This is a genomic window from Streptomyces sp. NPDC059534 (assembly GCF_042743475.1).
Lineage (GTDB): Bacteria > Actinomycetota > Actinomycetes > Streptomycetales > Streptomycetaceae > Streptomyces.
Genome location: NZ_JBHWAQ010000026.1, coordinates 80,901 through 96,874, shown reverse-complemented (window position 1 = coordinate 96,874; position 15,974 = coordinate 80,901). Strand labels below are relative to the sequence as shown.

The window sequence follows — 15,974 nt, the reverse complement described above, 5'->3', positions numbered from 1 at the left end:
CCCGATGACGGCGAACCGGCCGGGACGCCGGAGCGACCGGTCGGCGGGCCGACGGATCGCCGGGCCGGCCGGCGAGAACCCCGGGAAAAAACGCCGGAACGGCCGGTGGGCCGCCTTCCGTACAAGACGTACGGAAAGCGGCCCACCGGCCGTGTCTCGGTCACGCCGGCTCGACTGGGCGAGCCGGCGACCGCGGGTCAGCGGATCTCGGAGATCTCCGGGCCGCGCTGGAGCTGGCCCATGCCGCCGGAGAAGCGGGAGTTCTCCTGCTCCTCCTGCTGGACGCCGTCCGGCACCATCTGCGCGTCGTTCGGCAGCTTGAGCACGATCGGGTCGCGCGGGGCCATCGGGCCGTCGCCGCGGACGACGACGGTGTCCCGGACGATCTGCTCCAGGAGTCCGGCCGCCTCGGGCTGGACCGCGCCCTGCCCGGAGATCACTCCGCGCAGGAACCAGCGGGGCCCGTCGACGCCCACGAAGCGGACCAGCTGTACGCCGCGGTTGCCGTCCGGCAGCTGTACGGGGACCTGGGCCCGCAGCTCCCAGCCCAGCGGGCCCTCGACCTCGTCGATGGCACCGCCCTGCTGGATGATGCCGGTGGCGATCTCGTCGCGGACCTCGCCCCAGATGCCCTCGTTCTTGGGGGCGGCGAATGCCTGCAGCTGTACGGCGCTGTCGCGCAGCACGACGGTGGCGGCGACGATCGCGTCACCGGCCACCTCCACCCGCAGCTCCATGCCCTCGACTCCGGGCACGAAGACGCCGCCGAGGTCCACACGGCCCTCGTCGGGCTGGCCCACCTCGGAGATGTCCCAGGGCCCGTCGGGCCGGGGCGCCGGCGGAAGGTTCACCCGGCGCGGGGCGTCGCCCGCGTCCTCGCCGTCCACCGCGTCGACGACCTGCTCGGCCTCGCCCGCCGCGTCCTCGGCGGCACCGCTCTTCTTGCGACGTCCGAACACGTCACTGTCCTTCCCGGTCGGATACGACCGAAGCGTATCGATTCCCACCCGTTGTGCCGTCCACGGCGGCATGACCGCCGGTGGACCCGAAGCCCCCCTCGGCCCGCGCCGAGCCGGGAAGCTCCGCCACCTCGTGGAAGCGCACCTTCTCGACCTGTTGGACGACAAGTTGGGCGATCCTGTCGAATCGTTCGAACCGCACGGTCTCGCGCGGGTCGAGATTGACCACGATCACCTTGATCTCTCCACGGTACCCGGCATCCACCGTCCCCGGGGCATTCACCAGCGCCACTCCACAGCGGGCGGCCAGACCGGAGCGCGGGTGCACGAAGGCCGCGTACCCGTCCGGCAGGGCGATGGAGACCCCGGTGGGCAGCACGGCCCGCTCCCCGGGAGCGAGCTCGGCGGCCTCGGTGGTCACCAGGTCCGCCCCGGCGTCGCCGGGATGCCCGTAGGCCGGGATCGGCACCTCCGGGTCCACGCGGCGGATCAGTACGTCGACAGGGTTGCGCATCAGGGGTTCACCTCGAAGGCGCGGGCGCGCCGGACCTGGTCGGGGTCGGACATGGCGGCCTGGATCTCCTCCGGGCGGCCGTTGTCGATGAAGTGGTCGACCTTCACCTCGACGAAGAGGGCGTCGGCGCGGACGGCGACGGGGCCCTCGGGCCCGCCGATCCGCCCGACGGCGGTCGAGAAGATCTTGCGGCCGTGCACGGCGGTGACCGCGGCCTCCAGGTGGAGCACGGTGCCGACGGGGACGGGCCGGACGAAGTCGGTCTCCAGGCGTCCGGTCACGGCGATGACCCGCAGCAGCCAGTTCAGGGAGCCGAGGGTCTCGTCGAGCGCGGTGGCGAGGACGCCGCCGTGCGCGAGGCCGGGGGCGCCCTGGTGGTCGGGGGTCACCGTGAACTCGGCGGTGACGGTCACGTCCTCGCCCGCCCGCGCCTCCAGGTGCAGGCCGTGGGGCTGCCCGCCGCCGCACCCGAAGCAGTACTCGTAGTGCGCACCGAGCAGCTCGCCGGGGGCCGGCGCGTCGGGGTGGCGTACCGGCGGTATGGCGTCGGCCGGCGGGGTGAGGGCGGCAGATGTTGCAGTCACAGGCGCAGACCTTACCCGCGCGGATGGGCCCTGGTCGCGCCGTGCCAAGCTTGGACGCATGCAGCCTTCCGCACCGTCTCCGGCCCCCTCCCCCGCGCCCTCCGCCGCCCCGCGTTTCGACGAGCGGCTGACGGCGCCCCGTTCCTGGTGGGTCATCGTGGTCCTGGTCGGTCTCTCCGGCGGCCTGATCATGTTCCCGCTGGGTACGGTCCCGCTGCTGGGCGGCCTGATCGTGGCGTCGGTCCTCGCCGGGATGGCGGTCTCCTCGTACGGCTCGGCCCGGATCCGGGTGGTGGCCGGTTCGCTGGTGGCGGGCGACGCGCGGATCCCGGTCACGGCGCTGGGGGCGGCGGAGGTGCTCGACGCGGAGGGGGCGCTCGCCTGGCGTACCCACAAGGCCGACCCGCGCGCGTTCATGCTGATGCGCAGCTATGTGCCCGGGGCGGTGCGGATCGTGGTGACGGACCCGGCCGACCCGACGCCGTACGTGTACCTGTCGACCCGGGAGCCGGCGGCCCTGGTGGCGGCGCTGGACGCCGAACGGGCCGGCGCCGAGGGCTGAGGACCGCCGCCCGGGGGAGCTGAGGACCGGCGCCCGGAGGACCACCCTCCGGGCGGTCGCCCGGCGGCGTCCCCGAAGGCCCCTCGGAGGCCCTCGTCGGCCGCTCGGATCCCGTTCGCACGGGCCCGGGCACTGTGGGGCCGGAAGCTCGGTTCCGGGCCTAGAAGCCCAGTTCCTTGGGGTTCTCGGGCCGTTCCAGCGGAGGCAGCTCCCGGAGGGCGTCCCAGGGGATCTGGCGGGTGCGCAGGTCCTTGCGGATGTGTCCGGCGAGCTTCTTGGTGTCGCGGCGGTTCATGACCGCGCCGACGGCCGCGCCCACCATGAAGGGCATCAGGTTCGGCAGGTTGCGCACCATGCGTTTCATGATCTGCTGGCGCAGTTCGCGTTTGAGCTGTCCGCCGAGGGCCGCGTTGACCGTGGTGGGCTTGGTGGGGTCGATGCCCCGCTCCTCGGCCCAGGAGGTCAGGTAGGCCGCCGAGCGCTGGGTGAGCCGGCCGGGGGGCCGCAGCCCGTAGACCTCGTGCAGCTCGGCGATGAGTTTGAGTTCCACGGCGGCGACGCCGGTGATCTCGGCCGCCAGTTCGGCCGGCATGGCCGGGGGGACCGGCAGCATGGCGGCGGCGCCGACGCCCGCGCCGACGGTCGAGCTCGCGTTCGCGGCGCCCGTGACGAGCTTGTCCGCGAGCTCCTCGGGGCCGAGCCCGGGGAACTGTCTGCGGAGGATCGCCAGGTCGCGGACGGGAATCCGCGGGGCGAGGTCGATCAGGCGGTCCGCCAGATAGCCGATGCCGGCCTTGGCTCCGTCGCCGCCGCGCCGGACGCCCTGGGTGACGCCGCGCCGGACGGCGTCGATCCGCTCGGAGTCGATCTTCATTTTGTCGAGCCGGGCCCGCGCGGGGTCGGCCAGCCGCCTGACGACGCCGCGGCGCCCGTCCTGCCGCGCCGCCTCGCGCCCGGCGCCCGGTCCTGCCTCCCGCTCCGCCGGCAGCGGTGCCGGGGCCGGCTCGGTGGTCACTTCGAGCGAGGCCGGAAGGCCCCGCCCGTCGTCACGTGCGCCGGGAGGGGGCAGGGGGGCGGCGTGCTCGGCTTCAGGGGCCCACTGGGCGCCCTCCGCCGGGCCTGAGCCGCCCTTGTGCGTCCGCGGGCTCCCGGGGAGCCGCAGACGCCGCTTCCGCGACGGTGTGTCGCCTGCCACGGCCGGGCGACCTCAGTCGCAGTCGCGGCAGATCGGCTGGCCGTTCTTCTCCCTGGCCAGCTGGCTGCGGTGGTGCACGAGGAAGCAGCTCATGCAGGTGAATTCGTCGGCCTGCTTGGGCAGGACCCGGACGGCCAGCTCCTCGTTCGAGAGGTCGGCGCCGGGCAGCTCCAGGCCCTCGGCGGCCTCGAACTCGTCGACGTCGACGGTCGAGGTCGACTTGTCGTTCCGGCGGGCCTTCAGTTCCTCAAGGCTGTCCGAGTCGACGTCGTCGTCGGTCTTGCGTGGGGTGTCGTAATCCGTTGCCATGTCGCTCTCCCCCTCTGGGTGGTTGCGGTGTCTCCAGCGCACGTAACGCGTGAGAGGTCGGACTTGTGCCCGACCTGAGGCGGAGATTTTGCCTCACATCAAGGTCTGTTACTCAATCGACACCCGTCGCGCGGTCTCGTGAGTGATCGGCTTCGGGTGGCGAACCGGACCGTACACGGTCCTCCGGGCGCCCCACACGGGCGCCACCCCGTGTACTTCCCGTCATTCCGGGCCCCGGAAACCCGGACTTTTCCTGGTTTTCCGAGGGATTTCTCGGTCACGGAGAGTGGAGCTCCGGACACCCTCTCCTGTGATCGATCACACATGAGCGTCTCAGAATCAGGGCCACGGAATTCCGCGCAAAGCGAACGGAACCGGTCGGCTTGTGCAGTGTGTCAGATCGGCAGAGTGACGCGCATCACGAGACCGCCTCCCTCGCGGGGCTCCGCGATGATACGGCCGCCGTGGGCGCGAGCCACGGACCGGGCGATCGACAGGCCGAGGCCGACTCCCTTGTCGCTGCCGGTCCGCTCCTGGCGGAGTCTGCGGAACGGCTCGAAAAGGTTGTCGATCTCGTACGCGGGAACGACCGGCCCCGTGTTCGAGATCACCAGCACCGCCAGGCCGTGCTCGGTCTCGGTGGAGACCTCGACCCAGCCGTCCTCCGGCACGTTGTACCGCACGGCGTTCTGGAGCAGGTTCAGCGCGATCCGCTCCAGCAGGACGCCGTTGCCCTGGACGACCGCGGGACCCAGTTCGCGCCGGATCTCCACACCCTTGGCCACGGCCTCGGCGTGCGTCTGGTCGATCGCCCGGGAGGCGACCTCGGCGAGGTCGACGGCCTTGCGCTCGATGATCTGGTTGTCGCTCCGGGCGAGCAGCAGCAGGCCCTCGACGAGCTGCTCGCTGCGCTCGTTGGTGGCGAGCAGGGTCTTGCCCAGCTGCTGGAGCGCCACCGGGGCCTCGGGGTCGGAGACGTGGATCTCCAGCAGGGTGCGGTTGATCGCGAGCGGGGTCCGCAGCTCGTGCGAGGCGTTCGCGACGAACCGCTGCTGCGCGGTGAACGCCCGCTCCAGGCGCTCCAGCATCTCGTCGAAGGTGTCGGCGAGCTCCTTGAGCTCGTCGTCGGGGCCGTCCAGCTCGATCCGCCGGGCCAGGTCGGAACCGGCCACCTGGCGGGCGGTGCGGGTGATCCGGCCGAGCGGGGAGAGCACGCGGCCCGCCATGGCATAGCCGAAGGCGAAGGCGATGATGCTCAGGCCGAGCAGGGCGAAGAGCGAGCGGCGCAGGAGGTCGTCCAGGGCCAGGTCGCTCTGGTGCCGCAGACAGACCGAGACGGCGTCGTTGAACTGCTCGCCGGTCCCCGTGTTGGGCAACCGGCACCAGGAGGTGGTCGGCTGCACCTCGCCCTTGACGATCTTGAAGGGCAGCTGGGCCGCGCTGTCGCTCAGCGTCTGCGCCGTGAAGAGGTAGATGATCGAGAGCAGCAGGATGCCCGCGATGAGGAACATCCCGCCGTAGAGCAGGGTGAGCCGTATCCGGATCGTCGGGCGCAGCAGCGGCCGGACCGGGTCCCTGGGGTCCCAGGTCGGTTTCGGGGGCGCCTGGAGGTGGGGCGCCGGAGTCGTGGCCATCGGTCAGATCCGGTACCCGGAACCGGGCACGGTGACGATGACGGGCGGCTCGCCGAGCTTGCGGCGCAGGGTCATGACGGTGACGCGCACGACGTTGGTGAACGGGTCGGTGTTCTCGTCCCACGCCTTCTCCAGGAGCTGCTCGGCCGAGACGACCGCGCCCTCGCTGCGCATGAGGACCTCCAGGACGGCGAACTCCTTCGGCGCGAGCTGGACCTCCTTGCCCTCGCGGAAGACCTCGCGGCGGTTCGGGTCGAGCTTGATGCCGGCGCGCTCCAGGACGGGCGGGAGGGGCACGGTGGTCCGCCGGCCGAGGGCGCGCACGCGCGCGGTGAGCTCGGTGAAGGCGAAGGGCTTGGGGAGGTAGTCGTCCGCGCCGAGCTCCAGGCCCTCCACGCGGTCGCTGACGTCGCCGGAGGCGGTGAGCATCAGGACGCGGGTGGGCATGCCCAGCTCGACGATCTTGCGGCAGACGTCGTCGCCGTGGACCAGCGGGAGGTCGCGGTCGAGGACCACGACGTCGTAGTCGTTGACCCCGACCCGCTCCAGGGCGGCGGCGCCGTCGTACACGACGTCGACGGCCATGGCCTCCCGGCGCAGTCCGGTGGCCACCGCATCGGCGAGCAGCTGCTCGTCCTCGACGACGAGTACGCGCACGTCGTTCTTCCTTCCCGTCGAGCCGCTGTCCGGGGTGGGACCGGCTGGAATCCGAGCACTGACTGTGCGCGTCCATCCTGCCCCGTACGCGCGTAAACCGGCTGTAAGACGGCGGTGCGGGGCCGGGGGCGGAGGGTTCCCGAACGGGGGGCGTGCGGTGGGGCGCTCGACCGGGCGCGAAGAATTCACCTGATTCACGGGCCAGTTGAGGTTTCTGTGAGGAAGGGGGTGGGGAGGACGACTGCACACCCCGTGATCACGCCCTGTATGTGGCGCGCCACCGACCGCTCCCCGTTCCCCGGGACGCAGTGTGTGATCCACCACCCTCGGCACACCCCCGTGCCACCGGACCCACGACGAGGGGGCGCACGATGGACGCTTTCACCGCAGGACTGCTGCACCGCATCAGGACCACGCAGACGGACCTCACGCGAGCTCGCGAGACGGGCGACGACTACCTGGTGGATGTCGAGCAGGCCGAACTGGACGACCTGCACCGCCTGGCCGCCGAGCACGGCGTGGAGGTCGCCACGCCCGGCGCCGTCTGACCGTCTCGACCCGACCGACCTTCCGGGACGTACGAGGGCCCCGGCGCCGCTCCCGGTGCCGGGGCCCTCGTGCGTCCGTCTCGCGGCCCGCTAGTCGTGCCAGGCCCCCAGCTCCTCCAGGAGGTCCTGGAGCGGCCGGAAGAGGCCCGGAGAGGCCGCCAGGGTCAGTTCGCCCGACGCGGGCTCCCCGGGGCGGCCGCCGGTCAGCGCGCCCGCCTCGCGGGCGATGAGCGCCCCGGCGGCGAGGTCCCACGGGTTCAGGCCGCGCTCGTAGTACGCGTCGAGGCGGCCGGCCGCGACGTCGCAGAGGTCGATGGCGGCCGACCCGCCGCGTCGGATGTCGCGGACCAGCGGGATCACGCGCCGGGCGACGTCCGCCTGGTGGGCGCGGCGGGCCTGGACGTACCCGAAGCCGGTGCCCAGGAGGGTCTGGTCGAGCGGGGGCGAGGGGCGGACGGCGAGGCGCCGGTCCCCCACGTGGGCGCCGCCGCCGAGGACCGCGCGGTAGGTCTCGCCGCGCATCGGGGCCTCGACCACGCCGACCACGGCCTCGCCGTCGCGTTCGGCGGCGATCGAGACGGCCCAGGTGGGCAGTCCGTACAGGTAGTTCACGGTGCCGTCGAGCGGGTCGATGACCCAGCGGATGCCGCTGGTGCCGGGGCTGGAGGCCCCCTCCTCGCCGAGGACGCCGTCCTGCGGGCGGTGCTCGGCGAGGAAGCCGGTGATCAGCTTCTCGGCGGCGATGTCCATCTCGGTGACGACGTCGATGGCGCTGGACTTGGTCCTGGCCACGGCGAGGTCGTCCGGGCGGCCGTCGCGCAGCAGCGCTCCGGCCCGCCGCGCGGCTTCCAGGGCGAGGTCGAGCAGTTCGGTGAGCAGAGGGTCGGTCACGCTGACTCCTTACGCGTACGGGCTGTCGGCGCCGGCGGCCGCGGGCCGATCGGCCCTGGCCGGGCAGCAGCCGATCGGGCACAGGTCGTGGGAGGCTCCGAGCGCGCCCAGGGCGCACCGCTCGGCCCTGCTGCCCCGCTCGTGCGCCGCCCGCTCCAGGACGAGCTCGCGGACGGCCGCGGCGAAGCGGGGGTCGGCGCCGACGGTGGCGGAGCGCCTGACGGGCAGCCCGAGTTCGGCCGCCTTGGCCGTGGCCTCGGTGTCGAGGTCGTAGAGGACCTCCATGTGGTCGGAGACGAAGCCGATCGGGACCATGACGGCCGCGGGGGCTCCGGCGCCGTGCAGCTCCTCCAGGTGGTCGCAGATGTCGGGCTCCAGCCACGGGATGTGGGGCGCGCCGCTGCGGGACTGGTAGACGAGCTTCCAGGGGTGGTCGACGCCGGTCCGCTCACGGACCGCGTCGGCGATCACGCGTGCCACGTCGAGGTGCTGGCGGACGTAGGCCCCGCCGTCGCCGTGCTCGGAGACCGGTCCTGAGCTGTCGGCGGCGGAGTCGGGGATGGAGTGGGTGGTGAAGGCGAGGTGGGCGCCGTCCCGCACGGACGGGTCGAGTGCGGCGAGGGAGGCGAGGACGCCCTCGATCATGGGCTCGACGAAGCCGGGGTGGTTGAAGTAGTGCCGGAGCTTGTCGACGCGGGGCAGCGGGAGGCCCTCCGCCTCCAGTGTGGCGAGTGCGTCGGCGAGGTTCTCGCGGTACTGGCGGCAGCCGGAGTAGGAGGCGTACGCGCTGGTGGTGAGGACGGCGATGTGGCGCCGCCCGTCGGTGATCATCTCGCGGAGGGTGTCGGTGAGGTACGGCGCCCAGTTCCGGTTTCCCCAGTGGACCGGGAGGTCGAGGCCGGCCTCCGCGAAGTCCGTCCGCAGCGCGTCGAGAAGCGCGCGGTTCTGGTCGTTGATCGGGGAGACGCCGCCGAAGAGGAAGTAGTGCTGCCCCACTTCCTTGAGCCGTTCCTTCGGGATGCCGCGGCCGCGCGTCACGTTCTCCAGGAACGGGACCACGTCGTCCGGGCCCTCGGGGCCGCCGAAGGAGAGCAGCAGCAGGGCGTCGTACGGGGCGGGATCGTGCTGATCGGACATGGCACCGATCCTCCCACCCGGCCCCGACGGCGAACGGTGCGGCCCGTCCGGCGGCGTTCGTCCGAAAAAGGGGGATGACCCATCGACTTCAACACCGTAGGCTTTAGCTATTAATTACACGTGTTGAGTCGTCGCGCGGAGCATGCTCCGGAGCGGAGATCCGGAGAGCCCCTTGTCCAGCCCCTACCGCGCGATCTTCAAGGCGCCCGGCACCACCGCGTTCTCGGTCGCCGGACTCCTCGGCCGGATGCCCCTGTCCATGATGGGCATCGGCATCGTGACCATGATCTCGCAGGTCACCGGCCGGTACGGGCTGGCCGGCGCGCTCTCGGCGACGCTCGCGATGTCCGCCGCCGTCCTCGGCCCGCAGGTCTCGCGCCTGGTCGACCGGCACGGGCAGCGCCGGGTGCTGCGCCCGGTGACCCTGGTGTCGCTCGCCGCGGCCTCCGGGCTCCTCGTCTGCGTGCAGCAGAAGGCCCCGGACTGGACGTTCTTCGTCTTCACGGCCGTGATCGGCATCGTGCCGAGCGTCGGCGCCATGACCAGGGCCCGCTGGGCGGAGATCTACCGGGGGGACGCGCGGCGCCTGCACACGGCGTACTCCTGGGAGTCGATCGTCGACGAGGTGTGCTTCATCTTCGGCCCGATCATCTCGATCGGGCTGTCGACGACCTGGTTCCCCGAGGCCGGCCCGCTGTTCGCCGGGGCCTTCCTGACCGTCGGCGTCTTCTGGCTCACCGCGCAGCGCGCCACCGAGCCCGCGCCGCACCCCCGGGAGAGTGGCGAGAAGAGCGCGTCCGCGCTCCGCTCCCCCGGTCTCCAGGTGCTGGCCCTCGCGTTCGTCGCCACCGGTGCCGTCTTCGGCTCGGTGGACGTGGTGACCGTGGCCTTCGCGGAGGAGCAGGGGCACAAGGCGGCCGCCAGTCTCGTGCTGGCCGTCTACGCGCTGGGCTCCTGTCTGGCCGGCGCCGTCTTCGGACTGCTGCACCTGAAGGGCGAGCCGTCCCGCCGCTGGCTGCTGGGCGTCTGCGCGATGGCCGTGAGTATGATCCCCCTCCTACTGGCCGGGAACTTGCCGTTGCTGGCCGTGGCGCTCTTTGTCGCGGGCCTGTCCATCGCACCGACGATGGTGACCACCATGGCCCTCGTCGAAGCGCACGTACCGCGCACCAAGCTGACCGAGGGCATGACCTGGACGGGTACCGGGCTCGCGATCGGCGTGGCGCTCGGCTCGTCGGCCGCCGGCTGGGTGGTCGACGCGTCGGGGGCCGAGGCGGGGTACGTGGTGCCCGTCGTCTCGGGCGCCGTCGCGGTCGCGGTGGGTCTTCTCGGACACCGCCGGCTGCGCAGGCCGGCACCGAACCGGGAGGGGCAGCGTGAGCGGGACGACAACAGCGGGGTCGGGGAGCGCCAGGACGGCGAGCAGCCCGTGGCGTAACTGGGCGGGGAACGTCACCTCCCGTCCGGTACGGGAGGTGAGCCCGGCCTCGGCCGAGGAACTGGCCGAGGCGGTGCGCCGGGCGGCCGCGGACGGGCTGCGGGTGAAGACGGTCGGCACCGGCCACTCCTTCACCTCGATCGCGGCCACCGACGGCGTCCTGATCCGGCCGGGGCTGCTGACCGGCATCCGGCGGATCGACCGCGAGGCGATGACCGTGACGGTGGAGTCGGGCACTCCGCTCAAGCGGCTCAACGTGGCGCTGGCCCGCGAGGGCCTGTCGCTCACGAACATGGGCGACATCATGGAGCAGACCGTCGCCGGCGCCACCTCCACGGGTACCCACGGCACGGGCCGCGAGTCGGCCTCCATCGCCGCGCAGATCCGCGAGCTGGAACTGGTGACGGCCTCGGGCGAGCTGCTGACCTGCTCGGAGAAGGAGAACCCGGAGGTCTTCGCGGCCGCCCGGATCGGTCTCGGCGCGCTCGGCGTGGTCACGGCGATCACCTTCGCGGTGGAGCCGGTCTTCCTGCTCACCGCGCGCGAGGAGCCGATGACCTTCGACCGGGTGACCGCGGAGTTCGACGCGCTGCACGCCGAGAACGAGCACTTCGAGTTCTACTGGTTCCCCCACACGGACAACTGCAACACCAAGCGCAACAACCGCAGCGCGGGCCCCACCGCCCCTCCCGGGCGGATCAGCGGCTGGATCGAGGACGAGCTCCTCTCCAACGGACTCTTCCAGGTCGCCTGTTCGCTGGGCCGGGCGGTCCCGCCGGTCATCCCCTCGATCGCGAAGGTCTCCAGCCGCGCCCTGTCGGCCCGCACGTACACCGACATCCCGTACAAGGTCTTCACCTCGCCGCGCCGGGTGCGCTTCCTGGAGATGGAGTACGCGCTGCCGCGCGAGGCGTTGGTCGCCGCGCTGCGCGAGGTGAAGGCGATGGTCGAGCGCTCGCCGCTGAAGGTGAGCTTCCCGGTGGAGGTGCGGACGGCACCGGCCGACGACATCGCGCTCTCCACGGCCTCGGGCCGGGAGACCGCGTACATCGCCGTCCACCTGTACAAGGGCACGCCCCACCAGGCGTACTTCACCGCGGTGGAGCGGATCATGACGGCGCACGGGGGCCGTCCCCACTGGGGGAAGATCCACACCCGTGACGCCGCCTACTTCGCCGAGGTGTATCCGCGCTTCGCCGAGTTCACGGCGCTGCGCGACCGGCTCGACCCGGACCGGCTGTTCGCCAACGACTACCTGCGGCGGGTCCTGGGCGACTGACCGTCACCCGGTTCCCGTGTCGCCTCCGGCCGGCGCCGGGGCCTCCGACGGGCCGGCGCCGGTGCCGGGCTCCTGGGTCGGGGCGGTCGGCGTCGGTGCCGTCGTGGGGGCCGTCGGCGTCGGGGCGGGCGTCTCGGCGCCGGTGGAGCCGGAGGGGGTCGGCTCCGCCGAGGGGGTGCCCGTTCCGGGTTCCCCCTCACCGGAACCCTGGTCGCCCGGGGTCGCGTCGGCGCCGGTCGCGGGGGTGGCGCCGTCCGTCGGGCGCGTGCCGCCGCCGGCGGAACCGGACGGCGTGGGGGCGGGCTCCTCGCCCCGGTCCGGCGCGGGCTGCCCCGCGCTCCCGCCGCGGACGGCGGAGCCGAAGGTGGTCGTCCCCTGCCGGCCGCTGAAGTCCTCGCCGGAGACCAGCTCGTAGGCGGTGATGCCGCCCATGGTGACGCCGAAGACCAGGGCCGCGGCGATCGCCGGGCGCTTCCAGCCCCGGACGCGTGTGCCGTGCGTGGTCGCGCCGCCGAACTCCTCGCCGTACGGGGAGGGGACGGTCCGGACCGTGCCGAGCATCAGCGTGCGGTCGTCCCGCGGCCCGGCCGCGACCGGCACCTGACGGGCCTTCGGCTTGGCGGCCGTGGTCGCGTCGCGCACCTGCTCGCCGGTGCGCCTGAAGAGGTGCTGGAAGAGCGGGCCGCCGCAGGTGGCGATGACACTGATCACACCGGCGCCGAGGATCGTGCCGTACACGCCGAGGGTGGACGCGAGTTTGGCCGCGATGACCGCGGCCAGGGCGCTGCCCGAGACCTGAGCCACGCTCAGGTCGATCCTTCCCCTGCCGCCCTCCCGCTCCTCCTTCGGTTCATCCGTGTCGGTATCCGGCCTGTGACGCATTCCAACCCCTGACGGCTGACTCCGTTCTCCTTGCCATCAGAAGGACCACATAGGCGAAGCGAATAGTTCCGTTTCGGGTCATTCTGTGAACAGTGACACGTACGGAGGAAGATCGCGGAGACTCAACTCCCGTACCGCCCGAGAAGTTGGGCGGCGCGCCGGTCCACCCAGGTGGCCCGAATGGAGTACATTGACGAACCCTGGGTCCGGACGCCTTCGGGTGCCCGGGAACAAGGCGAGAGCCCCGAAAGCGGCACTCGAACCGGTGACGCCACGCCAGCGCGCGGAAACCGGCTGCACAGAGTGACCGCCAGTCACTCGGGGTAGCCGTCAGGTCACCGTGTCATAACGGCGTTCCAGGGTCCATGCCCGACACGCCGGGCAACTCGGCAAGGTAGTGGCAGGCTGCACCCGGGCAGGCCACACTCGACTAGCGGAAGCAGCGACGCACGTGACGTCGGCAGGCACCACCCGGGAGGTCCCCATGCCCGAACTGCGTGTCGTGGCCGTCTCCAACGACGGCACACGACTGGTGCTGAAGGCTGCTGACAGCACGGAGTACACGCTTCCGATCGACGAGCGGCTCCGTGCCGCCGTGCGCAACGACCGCGCGCGCCTCGGCCAGATCGAGATCGAGGTGGAGAGCCACCTCCGCCCCCGCGACATCCAGGCACGGATACGAGCCGGTGCCTCCGCGGAGGAGGTCGCCCAGCTCGCCGGCATCCCCGTCGACCGCGTACGCCGCTTCGAGGGCCCCGTACTCGCCGAACGCGCCTTCATGGCCGAGCGGGCCCGCAAGACCCCGGTCCGCAGGCCCGGCGAGAACAGCGGCCCGCAGCTCGGCGAGGCGGTGCAGGAGCGGCTGCTGCTGCGCGGCGCCGACAAGGACACCGTGCAGTGGGACTCCTGGCGGCGCGACGACGGCACCTGGGAGGTGCTGCTCGTCTACCGGGTCGCCGGTGAGGTCCACACGGCCAGCTGGACGTACGACCCGCCCAGGCGGCTCGTCCAGGCCGTCGACGACGAGGCACGGGCCCTGATCGGCGAGACGGACGACACGATCGCCGCCGCGCCGGAGCCGAGCTTCCCCTTCGTGCCGCGCATCGCCCGGCTGCCCAGGGACAGGCCGCTCGACCGGGCCCTGGACCGCCAGATCGACCGCTCGGACCGCCAGCTGGAGCGGGCCTCCGCGTCCGTCGAACCGGAGGAGGAGCGGGACTCGCTCACCAGCCTCCTGGAGGCCGTGCCCAGCTTCCGCGGCGACATGGTCGTGCCCGAGCCCCCGGGCGCGGAGCCCTCGGAGGAGTCGGAGGCGGAGGAACCGCCGGCCCCGGCCGCCTCGGCGGGCGCCGGTTCCGCGTACGCCGACGTCCTGATGCCGCGCGCCGTCTCGGGCCACCGCGACCGGCTCACCGGCACCACGGACCGGCAGGCCGAGGCGGACGGCGTCCGGCCGGGCCGCCGCGCGGCGGTCCCCAGCTGGGACGAGATCGTCTTCGGCACCCGGCGGAAGAAGCAGGACTGACGCCCGTGCCCGTACGGGAGGGGGCCCGCGCCGCACGACGGCACGAGCCCGCTCCCCGCGGACTACCGGGGGTCGGGACCCGTGGCCACCGGACGGGCGGGGTCGGAGGACCACTCCGACCAGGAGCCCGCGTAGAGGGCCGCGGGGATGCCCGCGATCTCCAGGGCCAGGACCTCGTGAGCGCCCGAGACACCGGAGCCGCAGTAGACCGCGACGGGCGTCCCCTCGCCGGCGCCGAGTGCGGTGAAACGCTCCCGCAGCGCGTCGGCGCCCAGGAAACGGCCCTCCGCGTCGACGTTCTCGGTCGTCGGGGCCGAGACGGCCCCCGGGATGTGCCCGCCGACCCGGTCGATCGGCTCGACGTCCCCCCGGTAGCGTTCGGCCGCCCGGGCGTCCAGGAGCAGCCCGGCACCGGCCAGCGCCGCCGCCCCGTCGGCGTCGAGCAGCCCGAGCCCGCCCGGCTCCGGCCGGAAGTCGCCCGGCTCCGGAGCGTGCGCCTTCTCCGTGAGCTCCCCCGTCCAGGCCGCGAGGCCCCCGTCCAGGACCCGCACGTCCGGGTGACCCGCCCAGCGGAGCAGCCACCAGGCACGGGCCGCGCCCCAGCCGAGCCCGCCGTCGTACACGACGACGGGTCGTCCCGCCGAGACACCGGCCCGGCGCATCGCGGCGCCGAAGGCCGCGACGTCGGGCAGCGGGTGACGCCCACCGCTCCCGGGCGGGCCCGCGAGCTCCTCGTCCAGGTCGACGTAGACCGCGCCCGGCAGGTGGCCGGCCTCGTACGCGGGGCGTCCGGGCGGGCCGCCCAGCGTCCAGCGGACGTCCAGGAGGACCGGCGGCCGCGCCCCGGCCGACTCGCTCAGCAGTTCGCTTGCGGAGATGATGGGGTTCATGGGTGCCATCCTCGCGCAGCCGCACGGCCGCCGGGGACGAACCCGGCGTCCTCCCCGCCGGATCGCGCCACCCGTCGGCGCGGCCCGGGGCGCGCCACGCCCCCGTCGGTGTCACGATCGGACCGGGGGCACGGCCACGACGATGGTCCGAGGAGAGAGTGACGATGACCGAGGCGACTCGGCGCGCATCCGGCACACCCTGCTGGGTGAGCCTGATGGTGCACGGGCTTGACGCCACGCAGGAGTTCTACAACGCGCTGTTCGACTGGGAGTTCGTGCCCGGTCCACACCAGCTCGGCCCGTACGTGCGCGCGCTGCTCGGCGGCAAGGAGGTGGCGGGCATCGGCCAGCTGCCCCCCGACCGTCACCTGCGGATCGCCTGGACCCCCTACCTGGCCACCGACGACGCCGACGAGACCGCCGAGAGCATCCGCTGCTGCGGCGGCACCGTCGCGGTGGGCCCGCTGGACGCGGGCGAGGCCGGACGCCTGGTGGTCTGCTCGGACCCGGTCGGCGCCGTCTTCGGCGTCTGGCAGGCGGAGGCCCACCACGGCACGGCGGCGGCCGGGCCGCCGGGCACCCCGGTCTGGAACGAGCTGCTGACGTACGAGACCTCCTCGGTCGGCAAGTTCTACCGGGCCGTCTTCGGTCTGGAGGTCGACCCGATCGTCTCCGCCGACCACGACTACGCGACGCTCCTCGTGGACGGTCTCCCGGTGGCGTCCCTGCACGGGGTCGGCAACGCGCTGCCCCGGGACCGGGGCCCGCACTGGATGACGTACTTCGAGGTCGCCGACACGGACGCGGCGGCGCGGTTCGTCGTGGAGCTCGGCGGCCGCGTGCTGCGCCCGCCGCGCGAGGGCACGGCGGGGCGGCTCGCCGTGGTGGCGGACCCGGAGGGCGCGGTCTTCACCCTGGTCAGGTCGGCCCAGGACTGACCCCTGGGCGCCTCCGTGAGTCGCACCCCGGG

At 73.0% G+C, this 15,974-nt stretch carries 17 protein-coding genes; 6 read left to right on the top strand and 11 right to left on the bottom strand.

What is annotated here, in order from left to right:
• Positions 1 to 197: 197 nt before the first annotated feature.
• From ACFVZH_RS27980 to ACFVZH_RS27970, 3 genes are read right to left on the bottom strand one after another with little or no spacing between them, the layout of a single operon-like run.
• A complete protein-coding gene (locus tag ACFVZH_RS27980) occupies positions 198 to 959 on the bottom strand; it encodes a DUF3710 domain-containing protein (protein ID WP_384901442.1) in 762 nt (253 codons plus the stop codon).
• 1 nt (position 960) lies between these two features.
• Entirely contained in the window at positions 961 to 1,473 is a 513-nt protein-coding gene (dut, locus tag ACFVZH_RS27975) for a dUTP diphosphatase (protein WP_366305517.1), read from the bottom strand.
• Entirely contained in the window at positions 1,473 to 2,057 is a 585-nt protein-coding gene (locus tag ACFVZH_RS27970) for a PaaI family thioesterase (protein WP_384901440.1), read from the bottom strand. Before ACFVZH_RS27970 ends, dut begins: the two co-directional genes overlap by 1 nt.
• Positions 2,058 to 2,115: 58 nt before the next feature.
• Between ACFVZH_RS27970 and ACFVZH_RS27965 the strand changes: the two genes are divergently transcribed.
• Positions 2,116 to 2,619: a DUF3093 domain-containing protein gene (locus ACFVZH_RS27965; RefSeq protein ID WP_384901439.1), complete on the top strand. Its 504-nt coding sequence runs from the start codon at positions 2,116 to 2,118 to the stop codon at positions 2,617 to 2,619.
• A gap of 160 nt (positions 2,620 to 2,779) precedes the next feature.
• On the opposite strand, the gene ACFVZH_RS27960 is transcribed toward ACFVZH_RS27965, so the two are convergent.
• The 4 genes from ACFVZH_RS27960 to ACFVZH_RS27945 form a co-directional block, all read right to left on the bottom strand.
• Positions 2,780 to 3,814, bottom strand: a complete 1,035-nt coding sequence (locus ACFVZH_RS27960; RefSeq protein WP_384901438.1) for a hypothetical protein — start codon at positions 3,812 to 3,814, stop codon at positions 2,780 to 2,782.
• A gap of 12 nt (positions 3,815 to 3,826) precedes the next feature.
• Positions 3,827 to 4,123, bottom strand: coding sequence for a DUF4193 domain-containing protein (locus ACFVZH_RS27955; protein WP_003955561.1), 297 nt, complete (start codon positions 4,121 to 4,123; stop codon positions 3,827 to 3,829).
• A gap of 395 nt (positions 4,124 to 4,518) precedes the next feature.
• Complete coding sequence (locus ACFVZH_RS27950; RefSeq protein ID WP_384901437.1) at positions 4,519 to 5,757, bottom strand: sensor histidine kinase; 1,239 nt, start codon at positions 5,755 to 5,757, stop codon at positions 4,519 to 4,521.
• A 3-nt stretch (positions 5,758 to 5,760) separates the two neighbouring features.
• Positions 5,761 to 6,414, bottom strand: coding sequence for a response regulator transcription factor (locus tag ACFVZH_RS27945; protein WP_017237674.1), 654 nt, complete (start codon positions 6,412 to 6,414; stop codon positions 5,761 to 5,763).
• A 371-nt stretch (positions 6,415 to 6,785) separates the two neighbouring features.
• On the opposite strand from ACFVZH_RS27945, the gene ACFVZH_RS27940 reads away from it, so the two are divergent.
• Positions 6,786 to 6,962, top strand: a complete 177-nt coding sequence (locus tag ACFVZH_RS27940) for a hypothetical protein (protein WP_384901435.1) — start codon at positions 6,786 to 6,788, stop codon at positions 6,960 to 6,962.
• 90 nt (positions 6,963 to 7,052) lie between these two features.
• Here the strand turns inward: ACFVZH_RS27940 and ACFVZH_RS27935 are convergent, their stop codons facing one another.
• Positions 7,053 to 7,853, bottom strand: coding sequence for an inositol monophosphatase family protein (locus ACFVZH_RS27935; protein WP_384901433.1), 801 nt, complete (start codon positions 7,851 to 7,853; stop codon positions 7,053 to 7,055).
• A 9-nt stretch (positions 7,854 to 7,862) separates the two neighbouring features.
• Positions 7,863 to 8,990, bottom strand: coding sequence for a ferrochelatase (locus ACFVZH_RS27930; protein ID WP_384901431.1), 1,128 nt, complete (start codon positions 8,988 to 8,990; stop codon positions 7,863 to 7,865).
• A 172-nt stretch (positions 8,991 to 9,162) separates the two neighbouring features.
• On the opposite strand from ACFVZH_RS27930, the gene ACFVZH_RS27925 reads away from it, so the two are divergent.
• Positions 9,163 to 10,428, top strand: a complete 1,266-nt coding sequence (locus tag ACFVZH_RS27925; RefSeq protein WP_384901429.1) for an MFS transporter — start codon at positions 9,163 to 9,165, stop codon at positions 10,426 to 10,428.
• Complete coding sequence (locus ACFVZH_RS27920) at positions 10,367 to 11,707, top strand: D-arabinono-1,4-lactone oxidase (RefSeq protein WP_384901427.1); 1,341 nt, start codon at positions 10,367 to 10,369, stop codon at positions 11,705 to 11,707. Before ACFVZH_RS27925 ends, ACFVZH_RS27920 begins: the two co-directional genes overlap by 62 nt.
• 3 nt (positions 11,708 to 11,710) lie before the next feature.
• Here ACFVZH_RS27920 and ACFVZH_RS27915 read toward each other — a convergent pair whose 3' ends face one another.
• Positions 11,711 to 12,511, bottom strand: a complete 801-nt coding sequence (locus tag ACFVZH_RS27915) for a hypothetical protein (protein WP_384901425.1) — start codon at positions 12,509 to 12,511, stop codon at positions 11,711 to 11,713.
• A gap of 562 nt (positions 12,512 to 13,073) precedes the next feature.
• Between ACFVZH_RS27915 and sepH the strand changes: the two genes are divergently transcribed.
• The gene (gene sepH, locus ACFVZH_RS27910; protein ID WP_384901424.1) at positions 13,074 to 14,114 is read left to right on the top strand and encodes a septation protein SepH; all 1,041 of its coding nucleotides are present in this window, start codon (positions 13,074 to 13,076) and stop codon (positions 14,112 to 14,114) included.
• 62 nt (positions 14,115 to 14,176) lie between these two features.
• Here sepH and ACFVZH_RS27905 read toward each other — a convergent pair whose 3' ends face one another.
• Positions 14,177 to 15,004, bottom strand: coding sequence for a sulfurtransferase (locus ACFVZH_RS27905; protein ID WP_384901422.1), 828 nt, complete (start codon positions 15,002 to 15,004; stop codon positions 14,177 to 14,179).
• A gap of 164 nt (positions 15,005 to 15,168) precedes the next feature.
• On the opposite strand from ACFVZH_RS27905, the gene ACFVZH_RS27900 reads away from it, so the two are divergent.
• The gene (locus ACFVZH_RS27900) at positions 15,169 to 15,942 is read left to right on the top strand and encodes a VOC family protein (RefSeq protein WP_384901420.1); all 774 of its coding nucleotides are present in this window, start codon (positions 15,169 to 15,171) and stop codon (positions 15,940 to 15,942) included.
• The last annotated feature ends 32 nt before the right edge of the window (positions 15,943 to 15,974 follow it).